General features: G+C 35.3%; 21 protein-coding genes. All 21 read left to right on the top strand.

Going from position 1 to position 23,115, the window contains the following annotated elements:
* The first annotated feature begins 3 nt into the window (after nucleotides 1–3).
* The 21 genes from dpaA (at nucleotide 4) to B5V89_RS04015 (ending at nucleotide 23,108) form a co-directional block, all read left to right on the top strand.
* Complete coding sequence (gene dpaA / locus B5V89_RS04115; protein WP_108070615.1) at nucleotides 4–906, top strand: dipicolinic acid synthetase subunit A; 903 nt, start codon at nucleotides 4–6, stop codon at nucleotides 904–906.
* A complete protein-coding gene (gene dpaB, locus B5V89_RS04110; RefSeq protein WP_066233188.1) occupies nucleotides 903–1,499 on the top strand; it encodes a dipicolinate synthase subunit B in 597 nt (198 codons plus the stop codon). Before dpaA ends, dpaB begins: the two co-directional genes overlap by 4 nt.
* A gap of 179 nt (nucleotides 1,500–1,678) precedes the next feature.
* Entirely contained in the window at nucleotides 1,679–2,725 is a 1,047-nt protein-coding gene (gene asd, locus B5V89_RS04105; protein WP_108070612.1) for an aspartate-semialdehyde dehydrogenase, read from the top strand.
* A 52-nt stretch (nucleotides 2,726–2,777) separates the two neighbouring features.
* Complete coding sequence (gene dapG / locus B5V89_RS04100) at nucleotides 2,778–4,016, top strand: aspartate kinase (protein ID WP_108070609.1); 1,239 nt, start codon at nucleotides 2,778–2,780, stop codon at nucleotides 4,014–4,016.
* A gap of 13 nt (nucleotides 4,017–4,029) precedes the next feature.
* Nucleotides 4,030–4,899 carry a 4-hydroxy-tetrahydrodipicolinate synthase gene (gene dapA / locus B5V89_RS04095; RefSeq protein WP_108070607.1) on the top strand — a complete coding sequence of 290 codons (870 nt, stop codon included), beginning with the start codon at nucleotides 4,030–4,032 and terminating at the stop codon, nucleotides 4,897–4,899.
* Between the two features lie 109 nt (nucleotides 4,900–5,008).
* Nucleotides 5,009–5,575, top strand: coding sequence for a glycerol-3-phosphate acyltransferase (locus tag B5V89_RS04090; RefSeq protein WP_181294605.1), 567 nt, complete (start codon nucleotides 5,009–5,011; stop codon nucleotides 5,573–5,575).
* Nucleotides 5,572–7,158, top strand: a complete 1,587-nt coding sequence (locus tag B5V89_RS04085) for an aminotransferase class V-fold PLP-dependent enzyme (protein ID WP_108070603.1) — start codon at nucleotides 5,572–5,574, stop codon at nucleotides 7,156–7,158. The genes B5V89_RS04090 and B5V89_RS04085 overlap by 4 nt, the downstream gene beginning before the upstream one ends.
* 197 nt (nucleotides 7,159–7,355) lie before the next feature.
* The gene (locus tag B5V89_RS04080) at nucleotides 7,356–9,026 is read left to right on the top strand and encodes a ribonuclease J (RefSeq protein WP_066233205.1); all 1,671 of its coding nucleotides are present in this window, start codon (nucleotides 7,356–7,358) and stop codon (nucleotides 9,024–9,026) included.
* Between the two features lie 117 nt (nucleotides 9,027–9,143).
* On the top strand, nucleotides 9,144–9,893 hold the full coding sequence (locus B5V89_RS04075; RefSeq protein WP_066233209.1) for a ClpP family protease: 750 nt from the start codon (nucleotides 9,144–9,146) through the stop codon (nucleotides 9,891–9,893).
* Nucleotides 9,890–10,099, top strand: coding sequence for a YlzJ-like family protein (locus tag B5V89_RS04070; protein WP_066233212.1), 210 nt, complete (start codon nucleotides 9,890–9,892; stop codon nucleotides 10,097–10,099). The genes B5V89_RS04075 and B5V89_RS04070 overlap by 4 nt, the downstream gene beginning before the upstream one ends.
* Nucleotides 10,100–10,210: 111 nt before the next feature.
* Nucleotides 10,211–12,538 (top strand): FtsK/SpoIIIE family DNA translocase, encoded by a 2,328-nt coding sequence (locus B5V89_RS04065; protein WP_108070602.1) that lies wholly within the window; start codon nucleotides 10,211–10,213, stop codon nucleotides 12,536–12,538.
* Nucleotides 12,539–12,735: 197 nt separating this feature from the next.
* Complete coding sequence (locus tag B5V89_RS04060) at nucleotides 12,736–13,461, top strand: GntR family transcriptional regulator (protein ID WP_066233220.1); 726 nt, start codon at nucleotides 12,736–12,738, stop codon at nucleotides 13,459–13,461.
* Nucleotides 13,462–13,508: 47 nt separating this feature from the next.
* Nucleotides 13,509–14,585, top strand: coding sequence for a BMP family lipoprotein (locus B5V89_RS04055; RefSeq protein ID WP_108070600.1), 1,077 nt, complete (start codon nucleotides 13,509–13,511; stop codon nucleotides 14,583–14,585).
* 157 nt (nucleotides 14,586–14,742) lie between these two features.
* On the top strand, nucleotides 14,743–16,278 hold the full coding sequence (locus tag B5V89_RS04050; RefSeq protein WP_066233225.1) for an ABC transporter ATP-binding protein: 1,536 nt from the start codon (nucleotides 14,743–14,745) through the stop codon (nucleotides 16,276–16,278).
* Nucleotides 16,271–17,314, top strand: a complete 1,044-nt coding sequence (locus tag B5V89_RS04045) for an ABC transporter permease (protein WP_107919915.1) — start codon at nucleotides 16,271–16,273, stop codon at nucleotides 17,312–17,314. Before B5V89_RS04050 ends, B5V89_RS04045 begins: the two co-directional genes overlap by 8 nt.
* Nucleotides 17,315–18,274, top strand: a complete 960-nt coding sequence (locus tag B5V89_RS04040) for an ABC transporter permease (RefSeq protein WP_066233232.1) — start codon at nucleotides 17,315–17,317, stop codon at nucleotides 18,272–18,274.
* A 132-nt stretch (nucleotides 18,275–18,406) separates the two neighbouring features.
* Entirely contained in the window at nucleotides 18,407–19,687 is a 1,281-nt protein-coding gene (yfmF, locus tag B5V89_RS04035; RefSeq protein ID WP_108070598.1) for an EF-P 5-aminopentanol modification-associated protein YfmF, read from the top strand.
* Entirely contained in the window at nucleotides 19,684–20,973 is a 1,290-nt protein-coding gene (gene yfmH, locus B5V89_RS04030) for an EF-P 5-aminopentanol modification-associated protein YfmH (RefSeq protein WP_108070596.1), read from the top strand. The genes yfmF and yfmH overlap by 4 nt, the downstream gene beginning before the upstream one ends.
* A 72-nt stretch (nucleotides 20,974–21,045) precedes the next feature.
* Complete coding sequence (gene ymfI / locus B5V89_RS04025; protein WP_108070594.1) at nucleotides 21,046–21,768, top strand: elongation factor P 5-aminopentanone reductase; 723 nt, start codon at nucleotides 21,046–21,048, stop codon at nucleotides 21,766–21,768.
* A gap of 70 nt (nucleotides 21,769–21,838) precedes the next feature.
* The gene (locus B5V89_RS04020; protein WP_066233246.1) at nucleotides 21,839–22,096 is read left to right on the top strand and encodes a DUF3243 domain-containing protein; all 258 of its coding nucleotides are present in this window, start codon (nucleotides 21,839–21,841) and stop codon (nucleotides 22,094–22,096) included.
* A gap of 220 nt (nucleotides 22,097–22,316) precedes the next feature.
* Nucleotides 22,317–23,108, top strand: coding sequence for a DUF3388 domain-containing protein (locus tag B5V89_RS04015; RefSeq protein WP_066233250.1), 792 nt, complete (start codon nucleotides 22,317–22,319; stop codon nucleotides 23,106–23,108).
* Nucleotides 23,109–23,115 lie beyond the last annotated feature (7 nt).

Genomic DNA, 23,115 nt, shown 5'->3' with positions numbered 1-23,115 from the left:
ATGATGTTGACAGGATTGCAAATAGCTGTAATTGGCGGTGATGCGCGTCAACTTGAAGTAATTCGCAAATTAGCAGAATTAGATGCAAGACTATCATTAATTGGTTTTGAACAATTAGATCATGTGTATTCAGGTGTATACAAAGAAAAATTAAGCGAAGTAAATTTTCATGAAATTGATGCGATAATTTTACCTGTAACTGGAACAAACCTTGAAGGACAGGTAGATACCATTTTTTCAAATGAAGAAGTGAGATTAACGGAAGAAATTATCTTAAAAACACCCTCTTATTGCACGATTTATTCAGGAATCAGCAATCCATATTTAGATAGTATTACACAAAAAGCCAATCGAAAATTAGTCAAACTTTTTGAACGAAATGATGTTGCTATATATAATTCAATCCCTACTGTTGAAGGAACAATTATGATGGCAATTCAACATACCGAATTTACGATACATGGATCAACTGTAGCCATTCTTGGTCTAGGAAGAGTTGGCATGAGTGTTGCAAGAGCATTTCATCATTTAGGAGCGAAAGTAAAGGTAGGTGCAAGAAAAACTGAACATATTGCACGTATTGAAGAAATGGCTCTTAAACCATTTCATTTAAAAGAGTTAGATTTGGAAGTGAAGGATATTGATATATGTATTAATACTGTTCCGCAATTAATTGTGAATGCCGCAGTTATTCAAAAAATGCCAACACATACGTTGATTATTGATTTGGCATCTAAACCGGGTGGGACAGATTTTCGCTACGCAGAAAAACGTGGAATTAAAGCATTATTAGCACCAAGTTTGCCAGGCATCGTTGCACCAAAAACCGCAGGGCAAATACTTGGTAACGTATTAACTCAGCTAATTGATGAAGATGTAATAAAAAGAAAGGGGAATGAACAATGAGCTTAGAGGGGAAACGAATTGGTTTTGGATTAACAGGATCCCATTGCACATATGATGCAGTTTTTCCAGAAATAGAGAAATTAGTTGAAGTAGGGGCAGAGGTTGTACCGATCGTAACGTTTACTGTTAAAAATACAGAAACGAGATTCGGAAAAGGTGAAGACTGGATTGAAAAAATTGAATCAGTCACAGGAAGAAAGGTAATTGATTCAATCGTTGAGGCAGAGCCACTTGGACCCAAATATCCTTTAGACTGTATGGTCATTTCACCATTAACAGGAAATTCAATGAGCAAATTAGCGAACGCATTAACAGATTCTCCCGTTCTAATGGCCGCAAAGGCAACGATTAGAAATCAAAAACCAGTAGTTTTAGGAATATCAACAAATGATGCACTGGGCTTGAATGGGGTAAATCTTATGAGATTAATGGCAACGAAACATATTTACTTTATTCCATATGGGCAAGATGACCCGATAAAGAAACCCAATTCAATGGTAGCAAGAATGTCCTCCTTACAAGATACAGTTAAAGCTGCACTGGAAGGACGACAACTCCAGCCTGTTATCGTCGAAAGATTTCGGGATGAATAAACTTACGAACCAGGTACAACTAAAGGCGTACCTGGTTCTTATGAATATAGACGTCAGAAAAAATCCTTTACTAAAATAATAGAAAAAAGTATAGCGCCGACCATATATATGATAAAATAAACTTTATCATTGCTTAGATGATAGAATAAGTTATAAGTGAATTTGGAAGGGGAATGTTTATGGCAACAACCGGTTTTCATGTAGCTGTTGTAGGCGCAACAGGTGCAGTTGGACAACAAATGCTTCTTACATTAGAAAAGAGAAACTTTCCAATAAGAAAGCTTACTCTTTTATCTTCCTCAAGATCAGCAGGTACAGTTTTAAAATATAAAGATGAAGATATCGTTGTTCAAGAAGCAAAACCTGATAGTTTTCAAGATGTTGATATCGCCCTTTTAAGTGCCGGCGGAAATATTTCGAAATTATTTGCACCAGAGGCTGTTAAACGTGGTGCTATTGTTATAGATAATACGAGCGCATACCGAATGGACCCTGAGGTTCCGTTAGTAGTTCCGGAGGTAAATGAAGAAGATTTAAAACTACACAATGGTATTATAGCTAATCCTAATTGCTCTACAATTCAAATGGTGGTTGCACTTGAACCTATTCGCAAAGCATATGGATTAGAGAAAGTTATTGTATCCACTTATCAAGCTGTATCCGGAGCGGGAGCCGCAGCAATAGATGAATTGAAAAATCAAACTCGTGCGATTATTGAAGGTGAAACCATTGAACCGAAAATTTTACCGGTCAAAGGTGATAAAAACCACTATCAAATTGCCTTTAATGCGGTTCCACAAATCGATAAGTTTGAAGAAAATGGTTATACATTTGAAGAAATGAAAATGATAAACGAAACGAAGAAAATCATGCATATGCCACAATTAAAGGTAGCGGCTACATGTGTGCGGTTACCTGTAGAAACTGGTCATTCAGAATCTGTGTATTTTGAAATAAACCGTGAGGGAATTGACGTAGAAAATATCCGCACATTATTAGGTGATGCCGATGGTATTATTCTTCAAGATAATCCAAATGAACAATTGTACCCTATGCCTGCATATGCTGTAGGGAAGAAGGATGTATTTGTAGGAAGAATTCGTAAAGATTTAGATGAGGAAAATGGTTTTCATATGTGGGTAGTTTCAGATAATTTATTGAAGGGTGCGGCTTGGAACTCCGTTCAAATTGCTGAAAGCTTAGTGAAACTTGGATTGGTAAAATAAAGTGGCTATTTAATAATTAGTCAGAGTTAAAGTAAAATTTAGAGGTGTTATGATGAAACTGATTGTGCAAAAATTTGGTGGTACATCAGTACGCGATGAAAATAGTCGCTTACATGCATTAAAGCATATAGAAAAAGCATTAGATGACGGCTATAAAGTTGTTGTAGTAGTATCCGCTATGGGGAGAAAAGGCGATCCATATGCAACAGATACATTTTTGTCATTAGTAAACGGTTCAAAAACATGTTTAAATAAACGTGAACAAGATTTACTTCTATCCTGTGGTGAAGTTATATCAAGTTTAGTTTTTTCAAATATGCTACAGGAGAAAGGGATTAAAGCGACGGCATTAACAGGTGCCCAAGCTGGGTTTCGAACAAATTCCGAACATACAAATGCAAAAATTATCAATATGAAGTGTGATCGTTTGCTAAAAGAACTTAAAATGCATGATGTCATCGTAGTTGCTGGTTTTCAAGGTGCCACTGCAAGTGGAGATGTGACGACAATTGGGCGTGGTGGTAGTGATACCTCTGCGGCTGCCCTTGGTGTTGCCTTAAACGCGGAGTGGATTGATATATTTACAGACGTTGATGGAATCATGACAGCGGATCCGAGAATAGCGGAAAAAGCAAGACGCTTGCCGATTGTAACCTACACAGAAGTGTGCAATATGGCCTATCAAGGTGCAAAAGTTATTCATCCACGTGCAGTAGAGATTGCAATGCAAGCAAAAGTGCCTATTAGAATTCGTTCGACGTACTCAGATGATTTAGGCACTTTAGTTACCTCCGTCAATCGGCAAAATAAAGGAACAGATATCATAAGGGAACGTCTTATTACAGGAATAGCTTATGTACCAAAAGTTGCTCAAATCAAAGTTTTAGAAAAGGATGGGCAATACAATTTACAATCTGTAGTATTTAAAGCAATGGCAAGTGAAAAAATTAGCGTAGATTTTATTAATATTTCACCGACTGGGGTTGTGTACACAGTTGCGGAAGAGCTAATTGATCGAGCTGTTATTGTCTTAAAAGATCTTGGCTATAATCCGATTGTTGAAAGAGGATGTGCAAAAGTGTCCGTTGTTGGTGCAGGCATGAATGGTGTGCCGGGAGTTACTTATAAAATCGTATCTGCACTTTCTGAAAAGGGCATTCGCATATTACAATCGGCAGATAGTCATACAACCATATGGGTGTTGGTTAAGGAGCAAGATTTAGTCGAAGCAGTTAATGCCCTTCATGATGTATTTAATCTTCAGGAGGAATTAACGGGAGTAATGAAATAAAGGAGTGAGTTGGATGGCTCATTTTGGTCGGGTTGCCACCGCTATGGTTACACCTTTCGATAAGAAAGGAAATATTGATTTCCAAAAAACTAGTCAATTAATTGAATACTTAATAGATAACGGTACAGATTCATTAGTTGTAGCTGGAACAACTGGAGAATCCCCAACTTTAACAACGGAAGAAAAATTAGCTCTCTTTCGTTTTGTTGTTAAAACAGTTAATGGGAGAATCCCGGTCATCGCAGGAACAGGAAGTAATAATACGTATGCTTCCATTGAATTAACAAAAAAAGCTGAGGAAATCGGTGTAGATGCTATTATGATTGTTGCACCATATTACAATAAACCAAATCAGGAAGGGATTTATCAACACTTTAAAACGATAGCAGAATCTACTTCCCTACCAGTTATGGTTTATAATATTCCCGGGCGGTCTGTTATTAATATTGAACCTAGCACGATTATTAAACTTTCGCAGATACCGAATATCATTGCTGTTAAAGAGGCGAGTGGAAGTTTAGATGCTATGACTGAAATCATTGCTAATACGGATGAAAATTTCGAATTATATAGCGGAGATGATGGGATAACATTACCAGTATTATCAATTGGCGGGCAAGGAATTGTATCTGTTGCATCACACGTGATTGGAAATGAAATGCAAGAAATGATTCAGTCCTTTTTAGATGGGTCCATTGAAAAAGCAGCAAAAATGCACCAAAAGCTTTTACCGATTATGAAAGGATTGTTTCAAGCGCCAAGCCCTGTACCAGTGAAAACGGCACTTCAACTTAAAGGATTGGATGTTGGTTCAGTACGTCTTCCGCTAGTACCATTAACGGAAAATGAACGACTTGAATTAACTAATTTACTAAAAAATTAATAAATGAAAAGGACTGATAAAAAAATCAGTCCTTTTTTTAATGCTTTTGTCCAAATTTCTGAAAATAATGGTAATATATATACATATACTTTTGTAGAGGAAGATAGTAGTGCAGCAGGCTTTTATTTACATATTTGCTTATTTCATCGGGCAATTATTATTTGCTCATATTATAGGAGTACTTTTCTATCGCAAAAATGTATTTCATTTAGGGAGTGGAAATCCGGGTGCAAGGAATGCTGGACGCTCATTTGGAAAATGGGGATTTCTACTTGTTCTGATTGGAGATATGCTTAAGGCATTTTTAGTATGTTTGTTAGCCGATAGAGCAGGTATAGGAATTATTGGACAATCTATCGCATTAATTCTTGTATTATTAGGGCATATGTACCCAGTAATCTATAAATTTAAGGGAGGGAAAGGAGTAGCTTCCTATATCGGGGGATTATTATATATTTCTCCTTTCTCAACTTTTAGTTTTATTGGTGTGTTTATCATATTGTTTCTTATTTATCGCTCATTTACGAAATCTGGTCTTATAGCAATCATGACGACACCAATTTTCTTATATTTGTATGAACGTAATTTATGGGTAAGTATTGCTATTACCATAATTGCAATCATCATTATATTAAGACATACAGATAAAAAAGTAATTGTGGGGGATGAACAATGAGTTATATTGTTAAGATGGCACGGGAAAAAGAAGAAGTTGATCAAATATTGAATTTAAACTATGAGACTTTTGTTGAAGAAATTCCACAACATCAAATAAACGATAAGAGAAAGCTTTTAGACCGTTTTCATGAAGAAAATGAATACATCATCTGTAAGGAAAATTCTGAAGTAATTGGAATGTTGGCCTTACGGGATACTCGTCCTTTTTCACTTGATGAAAAACTAGGTTCAATTGAAAGTCACTTAAATATTAGCTTTTCTAAACCTTGTGAAGTTCGTTTATTAGCCGTAAAGAAGCACTATCGAAATGGAAGGGTATTTGCAGCTTTAACAGGGGGATTGATTCGTTATTGTTTACAACGCGGCTATGATATTGCTTTTATTTCCGGGACAACAAGACAAAGTAAATTATACCGTCACTTAGGTTTTGAATCCTTTGCCTATTTAGTTGGATCAGAAGATGCGTTGTTTCAGCCAATGTATTTAACTAAAAAAACGTATATGAAAAACAAAAATTTACACGCATTCACACAAATTTCTTCTTATTTACCCGGACCGGTAACCATTGATGATGAAGTGAAAGCCGCCTTTGATGATCAACCAGTTTGGCATCGTTCTGAAGAACACTCTTCTATTGTTCACTCGGTAAATAAGAAATTAACAGCATTGACTAATGCTCAAAATGTTGTCGTACTAACTGGCTCAGGAACATTAAGTAATGATGCTGTAGCTGCTCATTTATCGGGATTAGGGACAAATGGGGTAATTATATCAAATGGTGAATTTGGAGAGCGATTAGTCGATCATGCTAAACGATTCCAACTACAATTTGATCATTTATCCTATCGATGGGGAGAGAAATTTGATCTTTATAAAATTGAAGAGCAGTTATCGAAAAAGAATTATGATTGGCTATGGTTTGTTCACTGCGAAACTTCTACAGGAATGGTGAATGATTATTTTTCTTTAGAAAGGCTATGTAGGAATTATTCAATCAAACTATGTGTTGATGCCATTAGTTCAATCGGAGCGGTGCCGTTAAATTTTGATTCTATTTATTTGGCTACTGGTGTATCGGGGAAAGCAATTGGAAGCTATACAGGGTTATCATTTGTGTTTTTTAATAGGCTTGAGGACACAAATTACCACGTTCCTCGTTATTTAGATATAAAGTATTATCAAAATAGTAACGGGATACCGTTCTCGCAAAATTCAAATTTATTTTTAGCGCTTAATACTGCACTTAATAAGTTTTCTAAAACGGACTTTTATAATGAGAGACGTTCCGTTTATTTTCAAGCATGTGAATTATTTAAGGAAAAGGGATTTACGTTTGTCATTGAAGAGCAAATTTCATCTCCTTGTGTGATTACGATCAAATTGCCAAAAGAGCTTTCATCACTTGCATTTGGCGAGGATTTATATTTAAATGGATTTTTAGTACATTACCGGAATCGATATTTAGTTGAAAAAAATTGGCTGCAAATTGCATTAATGAATTTTGACAGTGATTTTAAAAAAATTAACATGTTAAGCAATACGATGGAACTTCTTTTAAATGATCAATTACAGTTAATTTAAGGAATTTGTCACACCTTTCAGCTTTGCTGGGAGGTGTAGTTTTTAGTAAAAAGTTTTGAGGGATATTAAAAATTTCATAAAAACAAATAATCGTTAATATTTAAAAATTAAATTATAGATTGATGTGTAAATTCGATTTCGATTATAATGGCTATAACTGATTTAGTTCGGAAATTCATCCTAGGAGGAACAAAGTTTTGAAAAAGAGAAAAAATGAAACGATAAAAATAATACCGCTTGGAGGAGTAGGTGAAATTGGGAAAAATATGTATGTACTAGACATCGATGACGATATTTTTGTTATAGATGCGGGATTAATGTTTCCTGAGAATGAAATGCTAGGTATCGATATCGTTATACCTGATATTACATATTTGGAAAATAATAAGGAGCGTATCAAAGGTATTTTCCTTACACACGGACATGAAGATGCAATAGGTGCTTTACCATATATTTTAATGAAAATTAATGTACCTGTCTATGGAACAAAATTAACCATTGCATTAGCAAAAGAGAAATTAAAAGAAATAAAAGTAAAAAGACAGGTTGAATTTGTTATCATTCATTCCGATTCTTTATTACAATTTGAAACAGCTGATATTAGTTTTTTTAAGACAACGCACAGTATTGCAGATTCAGTCGGGATCTGTATTCATACGTCTGAGGGGAATATTGTTCATACCGGTGATTTTAAATTTGATCAAGGTGTGCAAGGTGCATATCGTGCGGAGATAGGCAAAATGGCGCAAATTGGTGAACAAGGTGTTCTCTGTCTTTTATCCGATAGTACCGAGGCTGAACACCCGGGGTTTAATATATCAGAAACATTAGTTGCTACCGAAATGTCAAATGCTTTTCACTCGGCAAAAGGTAGGATTGTATTAGCTTGTTTTGCGTCAAATCTACTTCGTATTCAACAAGTTTTTGATGCAGCATTTGAGAATGGAAGAAAAGTGGCACTTGTTGGAAAAAGCTTAGAAAGAATAAACGATATTGCATTTAAACTTGGCTATTTGCATGTGAAAGCGGAAGACCTAATTATCCCTGTCCAAGATATAGAAAAATATGATGACGATAAAATCGTTGTTTTAGCTACAGGTAATCAAGGAGAGCCATTTGCAGTTTTACAAAAAATGGCCAAGCGTAATCACAAACATATTAATATTAAACAAGGGGATACGGTTATTATTACAGCAAGTCCTTCTCCGGGTTTAGAGTTATTTATGTCCAAAACAATCGATATGTTGTATCGTGCAGGTGCAACTGTTCTATCCGGTTCAAATAAAGTGCATGTAACTGGACATGGACTGCAAGAAGATTTGAAATTAATGTTAAATTTAATCAAACCAAAATATTTTATTCCGGTTCAAGGTGAATACCGGATGTTAATTGCCCATGGTAAGCTTGCTGCACAAGTTGGAATTACGAGAGACCGCATATTCATTCCGGAAAAAGGAGAAGTTCTTGAATATAAAAATGGGAAAATGAGTGTTGGAGGAAGGGTTCCTTCAGGAAATGTATTAATCGATGGAATTGGTGTTGGTGATGTCGGAAATATCGTATTACGTGACCGTAGACTATTATCTCAAGACGGAATCCTCATTGTTGTTGTTACATTAAATAAGACGAAAAAAATGATTGCTTCAGGTCCGGAAATTATTTCACGCGGGTTTGTATATGTAAGAGAATCCGAACAATTAATGGGTGAATCAACAAAACTAGTTCGTGATATCGTTGAAAAAAATATGTCTAAAGATGCCTTTGATTGGTCCAGCATTAAACAAGAAATTCGCGATCAATTAAATTACTACCTATATGACAAAACAAAGCGCAGACCAATGATTCTGCCGATTATTATGGAAGTTTAATAAAGAATTAAAATTATCAGGTGATTATTGTCACCTGGTTTTTTTATGAATGAAAAATGAATGTCAGCAAATACTATAGTTTAATGAAATATTTGTCAATGATAAAGGAGTTTTGAGATGGAAAAAGATATTAGGATGGAACAACCATCCCCAGAAAAACAGGATGAAAATAAGGATAAATCGGCATTAGTAGATAAGATTCAACAACTTGGACAAACGAATGTTCCGCAACTTTCACAAGACACCAATATTCATTGCTTAACAATTGTTGGTCAAATTGAGGGTCATATGCAGTTACCGCCACAAAATAAAACAACTAAATATGAACATGTGATTCCGCAAATTGTAGCAATCGAACAAAATCCAAAAATTGAAGGTCTTCTAGTTATTTTAAATACGGTTGGTGGTGATGTTGAAGCTGGTTTGGCTATATCGGAAATGCTCGCCTCCTTATCAAAGCCAACTGTATCTATTGTATTAGGAGGAGGCCATTCAATCGGCGTACCGATAGCCGTCTCTTGTGATTACTCATTTATTGCCGGAACTGCGACAATGACGATCCATCCAATTAGACTAACAGGCCTTGTCATTGGAGTTCCTCAAACATTTGAATACCTTGACAAAATGCAAGAAAGAGTAATAAATTTTGTTACCAAACATTCAAATATTAATGAAGATGTTTTTAAAGAATTGATGTTTGCAAAAGGAAATTTAACGAGAGATATTGGAACGAATGTAGTAGGAATCGATGCGGTAAAAACGGGATTAATCAATGAGGTCGGTGGCGTTGGGGAAGCAATGAAAAAGCTAAATGAATTAATTGATTTGAATAAATCTCAAAACAGTACTGAAGGTATGATTCAATGATTCTTTATACGACAACACCACATGAATTGATTTTTCCATGTGATCAAACTGCATTTGAAAACTATAAAACGATTTCCTATCAAGGTGTGCCGATAGTCGTTGAACAAACAGAAAATCATTATCGAATCGTGCAAGTTTTGAGCAGTAATCCAAATGATTTTATGAAAGATGAATTGGCACCGGGACAACTAATTTCGTTCATATAATTTGCTAGAATTTCCCCTACCAAAGTAGCTTATGCTATAATAAGGAAAAATGAAAGCAGCCACGACTGGCTGCTTTCTTATATAATTTAAGGTTTTGTGAGGGTGAAATAGATGGCGAAAAGGAAAAGGCGGAGTAAAAAATCACAGCAAATAAAAACGAATATCCGTTTTGAATTGATTGGTATCATTTTAATAGCGCTTAGTTTAATTTCAATCATAAAGCTTGGAGCTGTTGGTAAATCCCTTGTATATTTTTTTCGCTTTTTTCTTGGTGAATGGTACATGGTCGCTTTAGTTTGTATGATTTTTCTTGCAGTTTATTTAATGGTTAGAAGAGATTGGCCATTCTTTTATAGTCGCAGGCTATGGGGTGTATATGTGGCGATGATAAGTTTACTCCTCTTAAGCCATGTGAAATTATTTGAACAATTAACAAGGTCAGGACATATTAAAAATCCAAGTGTTATTAAAAATACTTGGGATTTGTTTTGGCAAGAGATTAAGGGCGAGACGTCAACACCTGATCTCGGAGGTGGAATGATTGGTGCTGTTTTTTTCGCTGTTTCCCATTTTTTATTTGACTCATTAGGAACGAAAATACTCTCCATTGTTTTACTTGTTATTGGATTTGTTTTAATTACCGGTAAATCGGTTGGGGTATTATTCGAAAAAATTGGTCATCGCACAAAAGAATTTGCCGGTCAGCAATGGGAAGCATCTAAAAAGGAGTTACATGAATGGAAGGCGGAAAGAAAAGAAAGAAAAGAGCAAAAAGAACAAAAGCCTTTCGTAGATATACATAATCACGAGGAAAAACAATCTATGACTCCTGATCATGATAATGAAATCAAGCCAATCATCTCAAGTTTTACTGAAAGAGCATTTCCATTAGTTGAAGAGGAAAAAATAAAACAAGATTTATCTAAAAACGAAGCTATTCAAAAGAAAACGAATGAAGAGATAGTTGAAGATGATATTACTCCTAACATAACTTTTACAGAAGTAGAAAACGAGGATTATCAATTACCGGCAATAACTTTATTAAAAAGACCGAAAGCAACGGATCAAAGCAAAGAATATCATTTAATTCATGCGAATGCTGCAAAGCTTGAACGAACTTTTCAAAGCTTTGGGGTGAAAGCACGGGTGACCCAAGTGCATTTAGGGCCTGCAGTTACAAAATACGAAGTACACCCCGATGTCGGGGTAAAAGTAAGCAAAATAGTTAGTTTAAGCGATGATATCGCCTTAGCTTTAGCTGCAAAAGATATCCGGATGGAAGCGCCGATTCCTGGTAAATCAGCAATAGGGATAGAAGTTCCAAATTCAGAAGTAGCTGTCGTATCTTTACGTGAAGTATTGGAAGCGAAAGAGTTAGATAATCCGGAATCAAAGTTGCAAATTGGCTTAGGCAGAGATATTACCGGGGAGGCGGTCCTTGCCGAATTAAATAAAATGCCGCATCTCCTTGTTGCCGGTGCTACAGGAAGTGGAAAAAGTGTATGTATTAATGGAATCATCACAAGCATTTTAATGAGGGCAAAACCACATGAAGTTAAGTTAATGATGATCGATCCTAAGATGGTTGAATTAAATGTTTATAACGGTGTTCCACATTTGTTAGCTCCCGTTGTAACCGATGCAAAAAAAGCATCACAAGCCTTAAAAAAAGTAGTTAGTGAAATGGAAAGAAGATATGAATTATTTTCCCATACAGGGACACGAAATATCGAAGGCTATAATGATCATGTGAAGCGCCATAATGTTGAAACTGGTGAAAAACAACCGTTATTACCGTATATAGTAGTGATTGTGGACGAGCTTGCAGATTTAATGATGGTAGCCTCAAATGATGTGGAAGATTCAATTACACGATTAGCGCAAATGGCACGTGCTGCAGGAATCCATTTAATTATTGCTACACAAAGACCTTCAGTTGATGTTATTACAGGTGTTATTAAAGCAAATATTCCATCAAGAATTGCCTTTGCCGTTTCTTCGGCGACTGACTCTCGTACGATTCTTGATATGGGCGGGGCGGAGAAATTATTGGGGAGGGGGGACATGCTCTTCCTACCTGTTGGTGCCTCAAAACCGGTGCGTGTCCAAGGAGCTTTTTTATCAGATGATGAAGTTGAAGAAGTCGTTGATTTTGTCATATCTCAACAAAAAGCCCAATATCAAGAAGAAATGATTCCTGATGATACACCGGAAGTGGTTGAAACTGTCGATGACGAATTATATGATGATGCCGTTCAATTAATAGCTGAGATGCAAACTGCTTCGGTATCCATGTTACAAAGACGATTTAGAATTGGGTATACAAGAGCAGCTAGATTAATTGACGAGATGGAAGTTAGAGGAGTAGTGGGACCGTATGAAGGTAGCAAGCCACGTACGGTCCTAGTCCCTAAACCATCCGAAGAACAAAGTTCATAGTTATTTGCAAGCGGAAATAAATGATTTTCCGCTTGTTTTATTGTCTGAGTATAAACAATTTTTCCTTTAAGTCGCTTTTTTTCGACAAAACGAAAAATTTGTATTTATACTAATCGAAAAAAATGTTATAGTATTTTCGATTAGTAGGAATAATTGATCAGAGGTCTGATGTCTTAAGAAAGTTTGGTGGGTTCATTATGTTAATTAAAACAGATAGCCGACATTTATATCTGCAGGTAATTGATCGTCTAAAAAAAGACATCGAAGCAGGAATTTATAAGGAAAAAGAGAAACTGCCATCTGAATTTGATTTAGCAAAACAACTTGGTGTCAGTCGTGCAACATTGCGCGAGGCTCTCCGGATATTAGAAGAGGAGAATGTGATTACTCGCCGACATGGTGTCGGTACATTTGTTAATCCTAAGCCTATTTTCACTTCAGGAATCGAACAATTGTATAGTGTGACCGACATGATTAAACAAGGTGGAATGGAACCGGGAACCATTTTCTTAAGTTCAAAGACCCAAGTACCATCAGAGGAAGATATTCATCGTTTTTCATGCAATGAGGAAGAGGAGATTGCGGTTATTGAAAGAGTACGAACTGCCAATGGGAATCCAGTCGTCTATTGTATTGACAAAATTCCTAATAATCTTTTTCCTTGGGAGTTTTCATACAATGATGGCTCCATCTTTGATATTTTAGAACAAAAAAATGGTAAGAAGATCACACATGCCGTAACTCAAATAGAACCAATCGGGTATCACGATAAGGTATCCCAAATTTTGGAGTGTGATCCGGAAACTGCTTTATTAGTTCTAAAACAACTTCATTACAATGAAAATGATGAACCAGTTCTATACTCTGTGAATTATTTTAAAGCGGATAGTTTTAGTTTTCATGTAGTTAGAAAACGGATCTAGCTTTATTCTATTATTCTACTAAATCAAAATTATAGGGGGTTCAAAAAGTGAAAAAGCGTAAAATTGGATTCGCTCTCTCACTAGTATTAGCTGCAGGAACATTATTAGGAGCTTGCGGTACAAGTGACAAAGAAGGTACGTCAGGGAAAAATGACAAAAATGACAACTTCACTGTTGCATTAGTAACCGATGTTGGTGGTGTTGATGATAAATCATTTAACCAATCAGCATGGGAAGGTCTAAAAAAATTTGGGGAAGACAACGGGTTAAAAAAAGGTACGAAAGGTTTCGATTACTTCCAATCAAAATCTGATGCAGATTACAAAACAAATCTTAATACAGCAGTTCGTAACGGCTTCGACTTAACTTATGGTATTGGTTATAAGTTAAAACCTGCAATTGAAGAAATTGCCGGTCAACGTAAAAATAGTCACTTCGCTATTGTTGATGACGTTATTAAAGATAAAAAGAATGTTGTAAGTATTACATTTAAAGAGCATGAAGGATCATTTCTTGTTGGTGTAGTAGCTGGATTAACTACTAAAACAAACAAAGTTGGTTTCATTGGTGGAACCGATAGTGACTTAATTAATAAATTTGCTGCCGGTTTTCAAGCTGGCGTGAAGGCGGTTAATCCTAAAGCTGATATCAAAATCGATTTTGCGGGTGCATTTGACAAAGCAGACAAAGGGCAATCAATGGCATCAGCAATGTACAATTCCGGTGTTGATATTATTTATCATGCAGCTGGTGGAACAGGTAACGGTGTGTTCACAGAAGCTAAAAACATTAAACAAAAAGATCCTAATAAAAATGTATGGGTAATCGGTGTTGACCGTGACCAGGTTGATGAAGGTAAAGTTTCTGTAAATGGTAAAGATTACAATGTAACACTCACTTCCATGATCAAGCGTGTAGATTTGGCTGTTCAAGATTTGTCTAATAAAGCTAAAGACGGCAAATTCCCAGGTGGAGAACAAATTGAATACGGCCTAAATGAAGATGCTGTAGGCATTTCTCCATCAAAAGACAATGTATCGGAAGATGTGCTAAAAGCAGTAGATGAGTGGAAACAAAAAATTATTAAAGGTGAAGTAAAAGTACCATTAAAACCGACGAAATAATTTCTTATGTGGGATTGATGCATCGCTTCAATCCCACAAATAAGTTTTAACTGAAGAGTAAAAGTCTACCATTTTTACTTTTCATTTAGAACTTTGTTTTGAGTATTCCGATACAAAATTATTTAGATAAACGAAGGTTTTGCGAGGAGTGGATAGGGTGGAATTTGTCATTGAAATGCTAGGTATTCGCAAAGAATTTCCAGGTATTGTTGCTAATGATAATATTACTTTGCAAGTGAGAAAAGGCGAGATTCACGCGCTGCTTGGAGAAAACGGTGCCGGAAAATCGACTCTTATGAATGTTCTCTTTGGTTTATATCAACCGGAAAAAGGAGAAATTCGTGTTAATGGAAAGTCAGTAAAAATAACCAATCCTAATATTGCTAATGATTTAGGGATTGGTATGGTTCATCAGCATTTTATGTTAGTCGATACGTTTACTGTCACTGAAAATATTATTCTAGGAAAAGAGCCAAAATCCGGGGGAACAATCGATATTAAAAAAGCGGAGAAAGAGGTTCAGGAGATTTCGCAAAGATATGGACTAGCTGTTAACCCGAAAGCGAAAATAGCTGATATTTCAGTAGGAATGCAACAAAGAGTTGAAATATTAAAAACATTATATCGTGGTGCGGAAATTATTATTTTTGACGAGCCAACTGCGGTTTTAACACCACAAGAGATTACTGAACTCATACAAATTATGAAAACGTTAATCAAAGAAGGCAAATCTATCATTTTAATTACTCATAAGTTAAAAGAAATTATGGAAGTTTGTGATCAAGTAACGGTTATTCGTAAAGGAAAAGGAATTGGAACAGTATCAGTTAAGGAAACAAATCCGAACGAACTCGCTAACTTAATGGTTGGACGTGAGGTTGTTTTTAAAACTGTAAAAAAAGAAGCAAGTCCAAAAGAAAATGTACTTGAAATAAAAGATTTAGTCGTCAAAGATACAAGAGGGATTGAATCGATAAAAAGTTTAAATCTTAATGTACGAGCGGGTGAGATCGTCGGTATTGCCGGTGTAGATGGGAATGGACAAACGGAACTAATTGAAGCCATTACGGGATTAAGAAAATCAGAAAGTGGATCAATTAAATTAAATGGAAAAGAAGTACGAAACTTAAAGCCGAGGAAGATTACGGAAGCTGGTGTGGGACATATTCCGGAAGATCGTCATAAACATGGACTAGTACTCGATTTTCCGATCGGCGAAAATATCGTTTTACAAACGTACTATCAAAAGCCCTATTCAAAAGGGGGGATATTAAATTTTAAACAAATATACAACAAGGCATCGAAAATTATCCAAGAATTCGATGTTCGTACGCCTAGTGAATATACTTTAGCACGTTCATTATCGGGTGGAAACCAACAAAAAGCAATCATTGGGCGTGAAGTGGATCGGAATCCTGATCTATTAATTGCCGCACAACCGACTAGAGGTTTAGACGTAGGAGCGATTGAGTTTATTCATAAACGTTTAATTGAACAGCGCGATAATGGAAAGGCAGTGTTATTAATTTCCTTTGAACTAGATGAGATCTTAAATGTAAGTGATCGGGTAGCGGTAATTTATGAAGGGAAAATTGTAGCAGTTGTCGATCCAAAAGTAACAACAGAGCAAGAACTTGGATTGTTAATGGCAGGTTCTAAAGGCCGGGAAGAAGGTGAAAAAACAAATGTCTAATCGATTAGTGAATATATTGATACCTGTTGTATCAGTAATATTAGGTTTAATTGCCGGGGCTATCATTATGCTTATAAGTGGATACAACCCAATTAATGGTTACCTGTCATTATGGAACGGTGCTTTCGGGGATTCTTTCTATATTGGTGAAACATTAAGACAGGTGACACCGTATATTTTTGCTGGACTTGCAGTTGCTTTTGCATTTCGAACCGGGCTATTTAATATCGGTGTAGAAGGGCAAATGTTAATGGGGTGGATCGTATCAGTTTGGGTTGGATTAGCTTTTGATCTGCCAAAAATCATTCATTTACCACTTGCGATTATTGCTGCAGCTATAGCAGGGGCGATTTGGGGATTTATTCCCGGACTTTTAAAGGCTAAATTTCGTGTTCACGAAGTAATTGTAACAATTATGATGAATTATATTGCACTACATGTTTCAAACTATATCATTCGTAATGTTTTATCAGATCAATCTGATACAACGAAGGAAATTCCAAATTCAGCTTCATTAAAATCAGATTTCTTTCAAAGCATTACAGATTACTCGAGTCTCCATAATGGGATTTATCTTGCAATTATTGCTGCTATTATTATGTGGTTTTTACTTGAGAAAACAACAAAAGGTTATGAACTTAAATCGGTCGGATTTAACCAGCATGCATCACAATATGCGGGTATGAATGTAAATAAAAATATTATTTATTCAATGATTATTTCCGGTGTATTTGCCGGACTTGCCGGAGCGATGCAAGGTTTGGGTACATTTGGTTTTGCTTTCTTACAATCAAGTTTTTCCGGCGTAGGTTTCGATGGAATTGCTGTGGCACTTCTCGGTGGAAATACAGCATTGGGAGTAGTTATTGCTTCTATTTTATTCGGTGGTTTAAGGGTAGGTTCATTGAATATGCCAATTGAAGCGAATGTTCCGAATGAGCTTGTAGAAATCGTCATTGCATTGATAATTTTCTTTGTTGCTTCAAGTTATATGATTAAATGGATCATTACACGTTTTAAAAGGGAGGTGAAATAAGTGGATTTAATGACAGCACTTGAAATAATAGTATCTTCTTCTCTCTTAGTAGCTGCTCCACTTATCTTCACTGCATTAGGCGGCGTTTTCTCCGAACGTGCAGGTGTTGTTAATATTGGTTTGGAAGGGCTTATGATTATCGGTGCATTTAGTGCCATCGTCTTTAATTTAACATTTGCTGATACTTTCGGGGCAGCAACTCCATGGATTGCGTTAATTGTAGCGATGATTGTTGGAGTAATTTTATCATTACTCCATGCAGTTGCATCTATAACATTTAGAGCTGATCAGACTGTTAGTGGTGTTGCAATTAACTTTTTTGCATTAGGTCTTTCATTATTTTTAGTGAAAAAATGGTACAGTAAAGGTCAAACTGATTTTATTAAAGAAAATTTCCGTAAAATTGATATTCCAGTTTTAAAGGATATTCCAATCGTTGGAGATCTTTTCTTTAGTAATGTAACGTATGCATCCTATCTTGCTATTATTCTTGCATTTGTTGTCTGGTTTATCATATTTAAAACACCATTTGGTTTACGCCTTCGTTCGGTTGGAGAACACCCGGCTGCGGCAGATACAATGGGGATAAATGTGACGAAAATGCGTTATATCGGTGTCATGTTATCCGGTGTATTTGGTGGTCTTGGTGGTGCGGTATATGCCCAAACGATTACTTTAGATTTTAGTCATTCGACGATCACTGGACAAGGTTTTATGGCTTTAGCCGCTATGATCTTCGGTAAATGGCATCCGCTTGGTGCAATGGGGGCTGCATTGTTCTTTGGCTTTGCACAAAGTTTAAGTATTGTTGGAGGGGATATTCCGTTCCTCAAAGATATTCCAAGTGTATATTTGTTAATTGCTCCATATGTACTAACCATTTTAGCTTTAGCAGGATTTATCGGCCGTGCAGATGCCCCTAAAGCAAGTGGTCTTCCATATATTAAAGGTCAAAGATAAATTTTTGAGAGAGCCCAGAAATGTTTCTGGGTTTTTTTATAAGGTAAATACTTGTAGGACATTATCTTTAACATGTATAGTAAGAATAACTTCATAACAAAATAGTATTAGAAAGTAAAAGGAGGATTGGCTATGGCTGTTGCTAACGAGCAAATAATTAAGAAAAATGGTTATACATTACATATCGTGAAAACAAATAAATATAAAACGAATACACTTGTTTGGAAAATGAAGGCACCATTAACGGAAGAAACGGTAACACTTCGAGCATTATTACCAAATGTATTACAAAGTAGCACAAAGCAATATCCAACAACTACCGCACTACGAACCTATCTAGATGATTTATATGGTGCTGGATTTTTTGTTGATTTAGCAAAAAAAGGCGAATATCATATTATGTCTTTTTCAATAGATATTGCTAATGAGAAGTTCCTCAAAGATCCTACACCTTTGCTTCAAAAGGGAATCAATTTCTTGTCGGAAGTAATATTAAACCCGAATGTTGAAAATGAATCGTTCCATCCTCAAACCGTTGAAAAAGAAAAAAGAACATTAAAACAGAGAATCCAATCTATATATGATGATAAAATGCGTTATTCCAGCGTCCGGTTAGTGGAAGAAATGTGTAAAGATGAAGCTTATGCCTTTGATGCAAATGGGGTGAGTGAAAAAGTGGATGAAATCACTCCAAAAAGATTATATGACTATTACCAAAAAGCTATCAATGAGGATGAATTGCACTTATACATTATTGGTGATGTGGATGAAAAAGAAGTGGAAGTATTTTGTGAAAATCTACAATTTAAGGATCGCTCACCACTTAAATTAGAAAACAGGAATAGCGTTCAAATTGATAAAGTAAAAGAAATTAAAGAAAAACAAGATGTTAAACAAGGGAAATTAAATATTGGCTATCGAACAAACATTCAATTTGGTGATGAAGATTACTTTGCCTTACAAGTTTTTAACGGAATCTTCGGTGGTTTTTCACATTCAAAATTATTTATAAATGTTCGTGAAAAAGCCAGTTTAGCGTATTATGCAGCAAGTCGACTTGAAAGTCATAAAGGTTTATTAATGGTAATGAGTGGAATTGAAGCGAAAAATTATGATCAAGCAATTAGAATCATTCGTGAACAAATGGAAGCAATGAAGAATGGTGATTTTACCGATCAAGAAATAGAGCAAACGAAAGCAGTAATTAATAATCAGCTTTTGGAAACAACGGATACATCAAGAGGTTTGGTAGAGATACTTTATCATAATGTAATTGGTCATCAAAACTTAACTGTGGATGATTGGATAGCAGGAGTGAACAATGCTACGAAAGAAGATATTACAAAAGTAGCTGAAAAGATTGAATTGGATACAATCTATTTCTTAACAGGAATGGAGGGAAATGAATCATGAAAAAAATTGAATTTGAACAATTAAAAGAAACGCTTTATTATGAAAAAATGGAAAATGGTCTAAATGTTTATCTTTTACCTAAAGAAGGTTTTAGTAAAACATTTGCTACATTCACGACAAAATACGGTTCTATCGACAATGATTTTGTCCCATTAGATTCGCATGAATTCAAACGAGTACCTGATGGCATTGCCCATTTCTTAGAACATAAATTATTTGAAAAAGAAGATGGCGACGTATTCCAGCAATTTAGTAAGCAAGGAGCATCAGCCAATGCGTTCACTACTTTCAATCGAACAGCATATTTGTTTTCTAGCACATCCAATGTCGAAAAAAATTTAGAAACGCTAATCGATATGGTACAAAGCCCTTATTTTACTGAGAAAACAGTAGAAAAAGAAAAAGGGATAATTGGCCAAGAAATTACAATGTATGATGATAATCCGGATTGGCGCTTATATTTTGGCGTTATCGAAAATATGTATCATAATCATCCAGTTAAAATAGATATCGCAGGAACAATTGAGTCTATCACCCCTATTACAGATAAACTATTGTATGAGTGCTATCACACTTTTTACCATCCAAGCAATATGCTTATCTTTGTTGTCGGACCAATTGATCCAGATCAAATCATGACAATGATTCGTGACAATCAAAAGAAAAAGAATTATAAGGATATGTCTGAAATTAAGCGTCGTTTTGAAAATGAACCGCCGCAAGTAGCTGAGAAAAAACGAGTATTAAAAATGAATGTGCAAACGCCTAAATGTTTAGTTGGTGTTAAAGCGTTAGATGTTAATCAAAGTGGCGATGAAATGTTAAAAAATGAATTAACAATTAATATCTTACTTGATATTCTTTTCGGCAAAAGTTCTGCAAATTATTTTGATCTGTACAATGAAGGATTAATCGACGAAACATTCTCCTTTGATTACACACAAGAAGAAGGATTTGGTTTTTCGATGGTAGGAGGAGATACAGAAAAACCAGATGTTTTAGCTGACAAGTTGCAAAAAATAATGTTAGATGCTAAAAATGGTCAACATATTAGTGAGAAGGCACTTGAAAGAACGAAGAAAAAGAAAATAGGCGGATTTTTAAGGCAGCTAAACTCTCCGGATTTTATCGCCAATCAATTTACAAGATATGCGTTTAATGAAATGAATCTATTTGATGTTGTACCAACATTAGAAAAAATTACATTTGCAGACTTGCAAAATGCTGCAGAACAGTTCTTTAAAGAAGAGCGCTTTACGGTGTGTCAAGTTGTCCCAAATAAATAAACCGATTTTTGGTAAAAACTCGGATATTCCGAGTTTTTCTTTTTCAACGTTATGTGAATTAGGAGAGGAAAAATGAAAAAATTCGTATTAGTAACTGGTGCAAGCGGGGGAATAGGGAAAGCAACGGCCATTGAATTGGCGAAAAAGGGGTGGAATTTATATTTACACTACAATCGAAATACAGTGGCAATAAAGCAATTATTAAATGAACTCGAGCCATATAATGTGGAACTAATCCCCATTCAAGCAGATCTTTCAACTGATGAAGGAATTGAAAAACTTATAAATAATATATTTCACATTCATGCCATTTGCTATGTCAGCGGAATTTCCTATTATGGATTATTTATTGATACGACCGATGATATTCTTGAGAAAATGTGGAAAGTACATGTATTTGCACCTATGAAAATTATTAAAGATCTATTACCAAAATTAATGAGAAATTCATCCTCCCAAATCGTATTGGTCAGTTCGATATGGGGCCAAACAGGTGCATCATGTGAAGTTGCTTATTCGACTGTTAAAGGAGCTCAGCTTGCTTTTGTAAAAGCTTTAAGTAAAGAAGTAGCTCGTAATGGAGTACGCATCAATGCGGTTGCACCTGGTGCTGTTGACACGAACATGCTTGCTATGTTTTCAAAAGAAGAACAACAGGAGCTTAAAGATGAAATTCCGATTGGACGATTAGCTTGTCCTGATGAAGTGGCTAGTGTTAATTCCTTCTTACTTTCAGAAAAATCATCATATATAACCGGACAAGTTTTGTCCGTTAACGGTGGCTGGTACACATAAAAAATTATGTATAAAATAAACCCCCTTGAGAGAAAATAATTTGGAACTTACTATTAAGGAGGTTTGAACAATGTCAGTATTAGACAACTGGAACCAATGGAAAGATTTTCTTGGTGATCGATTAAACCAAGCTAAACAACAAGGAATGTCTCAAGAAACAATTAATCAATTGGCTGAACAAGTAGGGGATTATCTTTCACAACAAGTTGATCCTAAAAATGAGCAACAAAGAGTACTTTCTGACCTATGGTCTGTTGCTTCTCAAGAAGAACAGCAAGCAATTGCTAACGTAATGGTAAAGCTTGTTCAAAATAATGGCACACACTAATAGAATCAGAACAACATGAGGGGAAATAACCCCTCTTTTTTTATATATAAAACCGAATATAATTATATATATTGATTGAAGAAAATAACGACTGTCTAGTTATATATAATTGTTTTCAATTTTTCATTTCTTACATAATAGGCTACTTTTTCCTTTCATCTTATAGTAAAATCATTTATCATATAAGCTAGATGATTTAAAAAGATTGGTGGGGGTTTATATGGATCGTAAAGAATGGTATTTAGAATATGAAATTCAAATAAACCGACCAGGGTTATTAGGTGATATTTCATCCTTATTAGGTATGCTTTCTATAAATATTATTAGTATTAATGGCGTAGATGATGGAAGACGAGGTCTTTTGTTATTAGTGAAGAATGAAGAACAAATCGAAAGATTAGAATCAATCTTAGCGACTATGGAAACAATTAAAGTAACAAAATTACGCGAACCAAAATTACGTGACAAATTAGCTGTCAGACATGGGCGCTATATTCAAAGAGATGCTGATGATAAAAAAACCTTTCGTTTTATTCGCGATGAATTAGGATTACTTGTTGATTTTATGGCCGAGTTGTTTAAACAAGAAGGTCATAAATTGATAGGAATCAGAGGAATGCCACGTGTAGGAAAAACAGAATCTGTAGTTGCTGCCAGTGTATGCGCGAATAAAAAATGGCTATTTGTATCTTCTACATTATTAAAACAAACGATTCGAAATCAATTAATTAAAGACGAATATAGTTCTGATAATATTTTTATCCTAGATGGAATTGTTTCAACCCAACGTGCAGATGAGCGACATTGGCAACTAGTTAGAGAAATTATGCGTCTATCAGCTGTTAAGGTAATTGAACATCCTGATGTATTCGTCCAAAATACTGAATACTCATTGGAAGACTTTGACTATATCATAGAATTACGTGATATCCCTAATCAAGAAATTACATATGAAGTGATTGAAAATAATAATTTTTTTAGCGGTTCGGGTTTTGGAGGATTTGATTATTAGATTGGCA

This window comes from Heyndrickxia sporothermodurans, assembly GCF_003055045.1.
GTDB lineage: Bacteria > Bacillota > Bacilli > Bacillales > Bacillaceae_C > Heyndrickxia > Heyndrickxia sporothermodurans.
This window is presented reverse-complemented; position numbering and strand designations above follow the sequence as displayed.